A 10,470-nucleotide genomic window follows, 5' to 3' on the forward strand; every position below is an offset into this window, starting at 1 on the left:
CCACCCCCCGGGCCCCACGTCACCGCACCACCGCCCGCGGCCGGCCCGGCCCGCACACACACAAGGGGGTAGCAGGGGTGGAATTCCGCGTCCTGGGACCGGTCGCAGTACGCCAGGCAGAACGAGGACTCACCCTCGTGGCGGAAAAACCCAAGACCGTCCTCGCCACACTCCTGCTCGCCGGCAACCGCGTCGTCTCCGACGCCCACCTGCGCGAGGTCACCTGGGGCCCCACACCCCCCGCCACCGTCGACCAGCAGCTCTACACCTACATCTCACGCCTGCGCAAACTGCTCTCCCCCCACGCCGCGATCCAGCGCCACCGCCCCGGCTACCGCCTCGTCCTGGCCGACGCCACCCTCGACCACACCGAGTTCCACCGCCTCGCCGCCGCCGGCCACCACGCCGCCGCCGCCCACCGCCACCACGCCGCCGCCGACCACCTCGCCGCCGCCCTCGCCCTGTGGCGCGGCCCCGCCCTCGGCGGCGTCACCGAACACCTCGCCCGCATCGAACTCCCACGCCTCGAAGAAGCCCGCATGGCCGCCCTCGAAGGCCGCATCGCCGCCGACCTCGCCCTCGGCCGCCACGACGCACTCGTCGGCGAACTCACCGCCCTCGTCGAAGCCCACCCCGTCCGCGAACGCCTGCGCGCCCAGCTCATGACCGCCCTCCACCGCACCGGCCGCCAGGCCGACGCCCTCGCCGAATACCAGCGCGCCCGCGAGATCCTCGCCGACGAACTGGGCATCGACCCCGGCCCCGCACTCAACGACGTCTTCCACACCATCCTCGCCGGCGACCCCCACCACCCCACCCCGCCCGCCCACACCGCCCACCCCGCACCCGCCCGCCCACCGCGCCCACCCGCCCGCCCGCCCCTGCGCCCCGCCATGCTGCCCCCCGCCGCCGCCGACTTCACCGGCCGCCGCCCCCAACTACGCCACCTCACCACCCTGCTGCGCGACCACCGCACCACCGCCCCCCTCGTCGTCACCGGCCCCCCCGGCACCGGCAAGAGCACCCTCGCCGTCCAAGCCGCCCGCGACAACCTCGACGCCTTCCCCGACGGCCAGCTCTACGCCGACCTGCACGGCACCCACGGCCGCCCCACCGACCCCCACGACGTCCTCGAATGGTTCCTCCAGCTCCTGTGCCCACCCGACACCCCCGTCCCCGCCACCCGCCACGCCCGCACCCAGCTCTACCGCAGCGTCCTCGCCGAACGCCGCGCCCTGGTCGTCCTCGACAACGCCCACCACGAACAACAGGTCAGACCCCTGCTGCCCGCCGCCCCCGGCAGCCGCGTCATCGTCACCACCCGCTCCCGCCTCACCGCCCTCGAAGGCGCCCACCCCCTCGAACTGGACGTCTTCGAACCCGCCGAGGCACTCGCCCTGCTGCGCCGCGTCGCCGGCCCCGCCCGCGTCGCCGCCGAACACGACGTCGCCCGCACCCTCGTCGAGGACTGCGGCCGCCTGCCGATCGCCGTCCGGGTGGTGGCCGGCCGCCTGGCCGCCAAACCCCACTGGCCCCTGGCCGAGATGGCCCGCCGCCTCGCCGACGGCGCCCGCCGCCCGCTGGACGAACTGCGCCTGGCCGACCTCGACGTCCGCTCCTGCCTGCGCCCGGCCTACCTGGCCCTGGCCGCCGGGGCCCGCACGGCACTGTGCCGGCTGTCGCTGCTGCACACCGCGGAGATCCCGGCCTGGCTGGCGGCCGCGGTCCTGGAGACCGGCGAGGCCGAGGCCGAGGACCTCCTGGAGACCCTCGTCGACGCCCGCCTGCTGGAGGTCCGCGGGACCCACCGCACCGGGCGCCTGCGCTGCCGGATGCCGCCCGTCGTGCGCCTGTTCGCCCACGAGTGCGCGCAGGCCCGGACCACCGCGGCCGAACGCCGCTCCACCGTGGAACGGGCGTTCACCGCCTGGCTGCTGCGGGCCCGCACCGCGGTGCGCGCCCTGGCCGGCGGCCGCCAGGACGCCGCCGCGCGCGCCCTGGCCTGGTTCGAGACCGAACACGGCGGCCTGCTCGCCGCCTCCCGCCAGGCCGACACCGACGGCCACCGGGCCGCGGCCCGCTCCCTCACCCGCGCCCTGGCGGAACTGTGCGCCCTCAGCGCCGCCGCCCGCCCCGCCGTGCGACCCCGCCCCGCCGCACCCCCCGCCACATCGCCCGCCGTACCGCCCGCCGCGCCGCCCGCCCTGACCCGGGTCTGACCCCGCCGCGGCCCGGTCCCGGCCCGGCCGCGCAGCCACCGCGCCGGGACAGGGACAGGACAGGGCCAGGAACGGGAAGGGCACGGGCAGGCGGGGGAGGAGCAGGGCGGGGGAGGGCCATACGGGACAGGGCCAGGCGGGGCAGGGGGCGAGGGAATGGGGGTGGTGGTGCGGTGCGGGCGGTGCAGGCAGGGCCCGCACCGCACCACCACGGTGCGGCCGGCGCCGGCGGGTCCGGGGGTGAACCCACCGCCGCCGGCCGCGGTCCTGGAAGGGGCGGCCGCTACCGCGCGGCGTCGGCGGTCGTGCGCCCCGCCCCCGCCCCGGCCTGCGGCCCCGCCCCGCCACCGCCGGGCGCGCCGGCCGGGGCGGCGCCGGGCAGGCGCACCATCGTGAAGGCGACGACCGAGGCCACGACGGCGAGCGCGGCCGACACGTAGAGCATGGTGTTCAGCCCGGAGGCGAACGCCTCGCGCACCAGGTGCTCCACCCCGGCCCGCGCCCCGGCCGGCGCCGCGGCGACCACCGAGTGGGCCTGCCCGCCGCTGAGCGCGACGGCCGCCCGGTGCGGGTCGCCGACCTGCCCGCCGTCGCGCAGCACGCTCTCGATCCGCGACTGGAAGATCACGCCGAACACGGCGATGCCGAACGCGAAACCCAGCTGGCGGAACGTGTTGACCGCGCCCCCGGCCATGCCCGCACGCTCCGGCGGCACCGAGGCCAGCGCCGCCGCCGACAGGCTCGGCGTCACCAGCCCCACCCCCAGCCCGGACACCACCAGCCCCGCCACGATGGCGTTGCCCGAGGACTGCGCACCGAGCACGGCCTGCAGGGCCGACCCCAGCGCGATCAGCGCCAGCCCCCCACCCATCGACGCCCGTGGCGGCCAGGGCCCGAAACGGCTGGCCAGCGCCGAGACGACGAACGCCGCCGCGCACATCGGCAGGATGTACAGGCCCGCCTTGACCGGCCCGTAGCCCAGCACCGACTGCATCCACAGCGACTCGAACAACAGGTAGGCGAACGCCGCGCCCTGCAGGATCAGACCGCTGACCATGATGCCGGTGAACGAGGGCCGGCGGAACAGCGACAGGTCCAGGACGGGGTGCTCGGCCCGGGACTCCGCCACCAGGAACAGCAGCAGCGCCACCGCGGCCACGGCGAACATGGCCAGCGTCAGCGTCGCACCCCACCCGTCGGAGTGCGCCCGGATCAGCGCGAACGTCAGGGCGCCGCTGGCCACGGTGAAGGTCGCCATCCCGGCCACGTCCGCGCGCCGGTGCCCCGGCGTCCTGGCCTCCTTGAGGAAACGCAGCGTCAGCACGACCGCGCCCAGGCAGACCGGCAGGTTGACGAAGAAGATCCACCGCCAGTCGAGGTACTGCGTGAGCAGCCCGCCCACCACCGGGCCGGCCGCCGCCGCGATCGCGTTGGTGGAACCCCACACCGCGAACGCCACACCGCGCTCACGGCCGCTGTAGTGCATGCCCAGCAGGGCGATCGTCGTGCCGAACATCGCCGCCGCGCCGAACCCCTGGACGGCCCGGGCCCCGATCAGCACACCCGCACCCGGGGCCACGCCGCACACCAGCGACGCCGCGGTGAAGACACCCAGCCCGAACAGGTACACCTTCTTGCGGCCGATCCGGTCGGCGGAGGACCCCACGCCCAGCAGCAGCGACGCCAGCGCCAGGGCGTAGATGTTGACCACCCACTCCAGGTCGGGGAGCGTGGTGCCCAGGTCCGACGCCATGTCGGGCAGCGCCACGGTCACGATCGTGACGTCCACCAGCAGCATGAAGGTACCCAGGCAGATCGCTGCCAAAGGCCACCACTTACGCATAAGAGCCCCCTTCCCGGATGCTCCGGGGCCCGCCGGGCCCCTTGACCCGGCCACCATCGGGGCCCGCCGCGCCGGCGCCCACCCACGGGCCGCGAAGTGACGCAATCCGACACGCCGGCGCCTACCGTGACGGAAACAGGGGCCTGCCCGCGGGCAGGAGACGGCCCGCCCGCTTGACCGACTGCAGCACCGGCGCGCTCTCCACGTGGCTCACCGCCCTCAGCGCCCCGATCCGCGTGGTCATGAAGTCGTAGAACGCGTCGATGTCCCGGCACACCACGATCGCCACCAGGTTCGACTGCCCGGACACCGCCGCGGTGAACACCGCCTCCGGCTGCTGGGACAACTGCTCGGCGACACTCACCAGCTCCGCCGGCGGCACCGTCAGCCACAGCATGATCTCGGTCTCGTAGCCGAGCAGCGCCGCGTCGATCTCGACGTCGAAGAACAGCGCCCGCACGTCCCGCAGGTACTCCAGCCGGCGCCGCACCGTCGACTCCGACCAGCCCGTCGCGGCGGCGAGTTCCGCATAGCCGGCCCGCCCGTCGCAGGCGAGCGCGGCCAGCAGGGCGCCGTCGCCCTCGCGCATCGGCACGCGCAGGCCCCGCGGCGGCGGCTCGGCCAGCCGCGGCTGCAACAGCCGCACCTGCTCCTCGCTCAGGGCCCGGGTGCGCCCGTGCCAGCCGGTGGGACCGCCGAAGAAGGTGTGCAGGATGTAGTGCGCGGAGATGTCGACGACCCGCGGGGTGCGGGGGAGCTTCTGCAGCAGCAGCGCGGCACCGTCACTGCGGTGCGGGGCCCGGGTGAGGCAGACGATCTCGGTGCCGCCGGCGGTCAGGCTCACCCAGGAGGTGTCGTCGCGCCGGGCCAGCGCCGCGGCGACGCCGCCCGCGGTGTCCGGCGTGCACCGCACCCGCACCAGCCACTCGATGTGGCCGAAGCGCCCGGCGTGGGGCAGCCCCAGCACGCGCATCGCCCCCGACCCGCGCAGCCGGCGGTAACGCCGGGCCACGGTCTGGTCGGACACGCCGAGGACCTCGGCGATGTACTTCAACGGTGCCCGCCCGTCGAGCTGCAGGGCGTGCACGAGACGGCGGTCCAGATCGTCCAGGGGGCCGGAATCCATCTGGCGAACGTAGTTGATGCCTGCGCCGGCGCGCGAGGGGCCGCCCCGCACCCACCCCACCCGGCACCCACCCCGGCACCCGGCACCGAAGCAGCACCCCGCCCCGCAATCAACACGCCAACCACACACACCACCTGACGAGCCGCCACCTGGCGCACGCCGCCACCGCAGGCACCACCACCCGACGCAACCGGCGCAGCGCCACCACCGGGCACGCCACCGGCGGAGGCAACCACCACCCGACGCAACCGACCTGACGAACCGTCATCTGGCAATGCCGCCGCCCGCCGCCACCTGCGCCCCGGCCCCGCCCGCCGCCACCTGCGCCCGGGCCCCGCCCGCGCCCCGCCTCCCGGGGCCGTGTGCACTATTAACCGCAAGTCATGAGGAATCCATATGCGAATTGCCGGGACGGCCGCTGTAGCGTGGGAATTACTGCGATGAAACGCCCATGGAATGGGCGGGCGGACTCGCCGGGCGGGCTTTCCCACGGGCAGGCCGGTGACCGCACAACCCGGCACACCCCTCACGGCACCGCGCACCCCGTCCACCGCCTGACGGGCCGAAACACCGGCCGCGCCGGCACCGGGCGGCCAGGACCGGGCCACCTCGGCGCGAGGCCGGACGGCGAAGAGGCCCGGCAATTCGGAGCCCGCACAAACCGCCGGCCCGACGGGCACAGAACTCGGAGGAACTGGAAATTGAACACCCCTGTCTACATCACCTCGGCCGCGGCCTGGATTCCGCCCGCGGAATCCGCGAAGGAAGCGGTCGCCGACGGCCGGTACACCGCCGAGGACTTCACCGTCAACAACATCCTGTGCCTGCCGGTCGCCACCGGTGAGACCCCCGTCCCCGACATGGCGGTGATCGCCGGCCGCCGCGCCCTGGAGCGCGCCGCCGCCACCACCGGCGACCGCGTCGACCTGCTCGTGCACGCCTCGCTCTACCACCAGGGCCGCGACTGGGGCTGGACCTCCGCGCCCTACATCCAGCGCGAACTGGGCCTGCACGGCGCGTTCTCGGTGAACGTGGAAGGCCTCTCCAACGGCGGCATGGCCGCGATCGACCTCGCCGCCGCCCAGCTCCAGGCCGGCCGCGCCACCACCGCCCTGATCACCACCGCGGACCGGTTCTGCGCACCCGGCGTCAACCGCTGGCGCGGCGCCTACGGCATCGTCGGCGGCGACGGCGCCACCGCGATGGTCCTGTCCACCACCGGCGGCTTCGCCCGCATCCACGCCGTCCAGTCGCTCACCGACGCCTCCCTGGAACCGCTGTGGCGCGGCGCCCACCCGTTCACCACCTTCTACGGCGAGGCCCTCAACGACCTGCGCACCCCCAAGAAGTCCTACCTGGAGGAGGTCGGGAAGGAGTCGGTGCTGCAACGCTGCGAGGAGGCGCTGCTGACCCTCGTGCGCTCCGTCCTGGACACCACCGGCCACAAGCTCGACGACTTCGCCAGGATCCTGATGCCCAACATGGGCCACGGCCTGATGCAGGTGCAGTTCCTCCAGCCCCTCGGCATCACGCCCGAACGCTCGCTGATGGACTGGGGCCGCCACACCGGCCACCTGGGCGCCGGCGACCTGATCGCCGGCACCGCCCGCCTGGCCGAGACCCGGCAACTGCACCAGGGCGACCACGTGCTCCTGGTCAGCGCCGGCGGCGGCTACTCCCTGACCGTCGCCGCGATCGAGATCGAGTCCGTGCCGAACTGGACCGACACCACCACCGACTTCGCCCTGCCCGCGGACGTCACGCCATGACGACACCCGCCACGACACCCGCCACGACACCCGCCACGGCACCCGCGCCGGGCCCCGTCGCGATCCTGGGCACCGGACGGTGCCTGCCCGACCGGGTGGTCACCAACACCGAGGTCGCCGCACCCGCCGGCGTCGACGACACGTGGATCGTCCGCAAGACCGCCATCCGCGAACGCCGCTGGGCCGAACCGGGCCAGGCCACCTCCGACCTGGCCACCGCAGCCGCCCGCCAGGCCCTCGACGCCGCCGGCATCACCCCCGGCCAGCTGTCCGTCATCGTCGTGGCCACCTCCACCCCCGACCAGCAGCAGCCCGCGACCGCCGCCTACGTCCACCGCAACCTCGGCGCCCCCACCACCGGCGTCGCCGTCTTCGACCTCAACGCGGTCTGCGCCGGCTTCGTGTACGCGCTCGACGTCGTCCACGCCATGGTCGCCCGCTGCGGCGGGTACGGGCTCGTCATCGGCGCCGACGTCTACTCGCGGATCCTCAACCCCGCCGACTGCAGGTCCGCCGTCCTGTTCGGCGACGGCGCCGGCGCCGCCGTCATCGGCCCGGCCCGCCACGGCCACGGCATCCGCACCTCGATGTTCCACTTCTACAGCGACATGACCGGCCTCATCGAGGTCCCCGCCGGCGGCAGCCGCCGCCCCTACGACCCCGCCACCCACGACGCCGGCCTGCACTACTTCACCATGGACGGGCGCACCGCCCGGGAGTTCGCCGGCGCCACCGTCCCCGGCCTGGTCAAGCAGTTCCTGCACGACAGCGAAGTCCTGCCCGCCGACATCGCCCACGTCGTCCCGCACCAGCCCAACGGCGTCATGCTCGACGAACTGGCCGCCGCACTCGACCTGCCCAACGCCGTGCTGCACCGCACCGTCGGCCAGTACGGCAACACCGGCGCCGCGTCGATCGCGGTCACCCTCGACCAGGCCGCCCGCACCGGCGCACTGCACCGCGGCGACCAGGTGCTCCTGGTCGGCATGGGCGGCGGCGTCTCGATCGGTCTCACGCTGCTCCAGTGGTGAAAGCGCGGCCCCGGCCCCGCCACCTTGGCCGGGCCGGCCACGCCCGGGCGCACCCGCCGCACCCGCCGCACCCGACCCGCCGCCGCAGCCCGCACCGGTGCGACCCGAGGAGACAACCGTGCCGATGGACCGCTTCATCCGCGCCCTGATCCGCTGGCAGGCCGCCGACCCGCCGCCGCCGGCCCGCACACTCACCGTCACCGAGCTGCGCCGCCGCTACGCCGACAGCGCGGCCCGCTCCCGCGGCACTGCCGCGCCCGAGCCGGTCGCCGCGGTCGCCGACCTGCACGTCGACGCCCCCGGCGGCGGGTTCGGCGTGCGCACCTACCTGCCGCCGGGCGACCGGGGCCGCCTGGTGACCTACCTGCACGGCGGCGGCTGGACGGTCGGCGACGTCGACACCCACGACCAGGTGTGCCGGCGCACCGCCGTGGCCCTGGGCGCGGTCGTCGTCTCCGCCGGCTACCGCCGCGCCCCCGAACACCCCTACCCCGGGCCGCTCCAGGACGCCGTCGCCGCCGCCCGGTGGGCGCAGCGCGCCTTCCCCGGGCGCACCCACGTGATCGCCGGCGACAGCGCGGGCGCGGCCCTGGCCCTGGGCGTCGCGATGCACCACCGCGACCACGGCGGCCCCGCCTTCGCCGCGCAGCTGCTGGTCTACCCGCCGGCCGACCCCGCCATGAAGTCGCCGTCCCTGCACGCCTACGGCTCGGGCCACCTGGCGGACCTGGACGACCTGCGCTGGTACTACGAGCAGTACCTGCCCGACCCCTCACACGGCGGCGACCCGGCGGTGGACCTGCTCAACGCCGACCACCGCGGCCTGGCACCGACGGTCGTCGTCACCGCCGAGTTCGACCCGCTGCACGACGAGGGCGCCGAACTCGCGGCCCGGATGGCCGCCGACGGCGTCGAGGTCGAGCACCTCGACGTGCCGGGCCTGGTCCACGGCTTCCTCCTGATGGCCGACATCGTCCCCGCCGCCGCCACCGCCACCCGCGAGGTGCTGGCGGCCGTGGAACGCACCCTCGCCCCGCGGCGGCCCCGCCCGCACCGGCCCCGCCGCGGCACAACGACCAGCGCGGACAACGCCGTCCGCACTCCCGAGTGAGGAACACCACCGTGAAGGAACTGTACGATCTCGGCGAACTGCCCCCCACCGGCGCGGTCCCGGCCAAGATGCACGCCTCGGTCATCCGGCGCGAGAGGTTCGGCGCCCCCGTCCAGGCCTTCCAGGGCGAGGTCGTCGACGTCCCCGCCGTCGGACGCGGCCAGGCCCTCATCTACGTGATGGCCGCGGGCATCAACTACAACAACGTGTGGGCCGCGCTGGGCAAGCCGGTCGACGTCATCGCCGCCCGCCGGCGCAAGGGCGAGGCCGAGGACTTCCACATCGGCGGCTCCGAGTGCTCGGGCATCGTGTGGGCCGTCGGCGACGGCGTCCACAACGTCGCGGTCGGCGACCACGTCGTCGTCTCGGGCGGCGTCTGGGACGAGGGCGCCTCCGACATCCGCCTCGGCGCCGACCCCATGACCTCGGCCTCCAACCGGGCCTGGGGCTACGAGACCAACTTCGGCTCCTTCGCCCAGTTCACCGTCGTCAACGACTACCAGTGCGTGCCCAAGCCCGAACGCCTCTCCTGGGCGCAGGCGGCCGCCTACGTCCTGTCCGGCGCCACCGCCTACCGCCAGCTCACCGGATGGCACCCCAACGTCGTGCGCCCCGGCGACCCGGTCCTCATCTGGGGCGGCTCCGGCGGGCTGGGCTCCATGGCCATCCAGATCACCAGGGCCCTGGGCGGCACCCCGATCGCCGTCGCCTCCAGCAAGGAACGCGCCGAGTACTGCCTGGGCCTGGGCGCCCAGGGCGTCATCGACCGCAACGACTACACCCACTGGGGCCGGCTGCCCGACATCGAGGACGCCGACGCCTCCGGGCGCTGGCTCCAGGAGGTCCGCCGCTTCGGCAGCGCGTTCTGGGAGCACCTCGGCGAACGCCGCGCCCCCAGGATCGTCTTCGAACACGTCGGCCAGGACACCATCCCCACCTCCATCTACCTGTGCGACAACGCCGGCATGGTCGTCCTGTGCGGCGGCACCACCGGCTACCACGGCGACGTCGACCTGCGCTTCCTGTGGATGCGCCAGAAGCGCCTGCAGGGCTCGCACGGCTTCAACCTGCGCCAGTGCCACGAACTGAGCCGGCTCATCGCCAACGGCGACGTCGACCCCTGCCTCAGCCACACCGGCGACTTCGCCGACATCGGCAAGCTGCACCAGCTGATGCACGACAACCTCCACCCCTCCGGGAACATGGCCGTGCGCATCAACGCCCCCGGCGACGACGAGTAGCCGCACCCGCCCCGCCCCGGGCCCTGCCCGCACCCACGGCCCGCCCGCCCCGGCGCCCGCCCCCGGCGCGCCCGCCGCCACCGCCCGCCGCCGCCCCCGGGCCCCGGACGCCCGGCCGGCCCGCGGCCAG

The 10,470-nt window shown here is 75.1% G+C and carries 7 protein-coding genes; 5 read left to right on the top strand and 2 right to left on the bottom strand.

Annotated features, from left to right (window positions below):
- The first annotated feature begins 137 nt into the window (after positions 1 to 137).
- Positions 138 to 2,219, top strand: a complete 2,082-nt coding sequence (locus J5Y04_RS43390) for an AfsR/SARP family transcriptional regulator (protein WP_209417616.1) — start codon at positions 138 to 140, stop codon at positions 2,217 to 2,219.
- 283 nt (positions 2,220 to 2,502) lie between these two features.
- Here J5Y04_RS43390 and J5Y04_RS40845 read toward each other — a convergent pair whose 3' ends face one another.
- Together J5Y04_RS40845 and J5Y04_RS40850 are read right to left on the bottom strand one after the other, a co-directional pair.
- Positions 2,503 to 4,062, bottom strand: a complete 1,560-nt coding sequence (locus J5Y04_RS40845; RefSeq protein ID WP_209417617.1) for an MFS transporter — start codon at positions 4,060 to 4,062, stop codon at positions 2,503 to 2,505.
- 121 nt (positions 4,063 to 4,183) lie between these two features.
- Positions 4,184 to 5,188 (bottom strand): Lrp/AsnC family transcriptional regulator, encoded by a 1,005-nt coding sequence (locus J5Y04_RS40850; protein WP_209417618.1) that lies wholly within the window; start codon positions 5,186 to 5,188, stop codon positions 4,184 to 4,186.
- 701 nt (positions 5,189 to 5,889) lie between these two features.
- Here J5Y04_RS40850 and J5Y04_RS40855 point away from each other — a divergent pair.
- The 4 genes from J5Y04_RS40855 (at position 5,890) to ccrA (ending at position 10,340) form a co-directional block, all read left to right on the top strand.
- Positions 5,890 to 6,957 carry a ketoacyl-ACP synthase III family protein gene (locus tag J5Y04_RS40855; RefSeq protein WP_209417619.1) on the top strand — a complete coding sequence of 356 codons (1,068 nt, stop codon included), beginning with the start codon at positions 5,890 to 5,892 and terminating at the stop codon, positions 6,955 to 6,957.
- Positions 6,954 to 7,988, top strand: a complete 1,035-nt coding sequence (locus J5Y04_RS40860; RefSeq protein WP_209417620.1) for a 3-oxoacyl-ACP synthase III family protein — start codon at positions 6,954 to 6,956, stop codon at positions 7,986 to 7,988. The genes J5Y04_RS40855 and J5Y04_RS40860 overlap by 4 nt, the downstream gene beginning before the upstream one ends.
- Before the next feature lie 124 nt (positions 7,989 to 8,112).
- Complete coding sequence (locus J5Y04_RS40865) at positions 8,113 to 9,099, top strand: alpha/beta hydrolase (protein WP_209417621.1); 987 nt, start codon at positions 8,113 to 8,115, stop codon at positions 9,097 to 9,099.
- Between the two features lie 11 nt (positions 9,100 to 9,110).
- Positions 9,111 to 10,340, top strand: coding sequence for a crotonyl-CoA carboxylase/reductase (gene ccrA / locus J5Y04_RS40870; protein WP_307853562.1), 1,230 nt, complete (start codon positions 9,111 to 9,113; stop codon positions 10,338 to 10,340).
- The last annotated feature ends 130 nt before the right edge of the window (positions 10,341 to 10,470 follow it).

It is taken from the genome of Kitasatospora sp. RG8 (genome assembly GCF_017813315.1).
In the GTDB taxonomy this organism is placed as follows: Bacteria; Actinomycetota; Actinomycetes; order Streptomycetales; family Streptomycetaceae; genus Kitasatospora.

Coding starts and splice junctions, on each gene's coding strand:
- J5Y04_RS40845 (WP_209417617.1), bottom strand. CDS start 4,062: ATGCGTAAGTGGTGGCCTTTGGCAGCGATCTGCCTGGGTACCTTCATG.
- J5Y04_RS40850 (WP_209417618.1), bottom strand. CDS start 5,188: ATGGATTCCGGCCCCCTGGACGATCTGGACCGCCGTCTCGTGCACGCC.
- J5Y04_RS40860 (WP_209417620.1), top strand. CDS start 6,954: ATGACGACACCCGCCACGACACCCGCCACGACACCCGCCACGGCACCC.
- J5Y04_RS40865 (WP_209417621.1), top strand. CDS start 8,113: ATGGACCGCTTCATCCGCGCCCTGATCCGCTGGCAGGCCGCCGACCCG.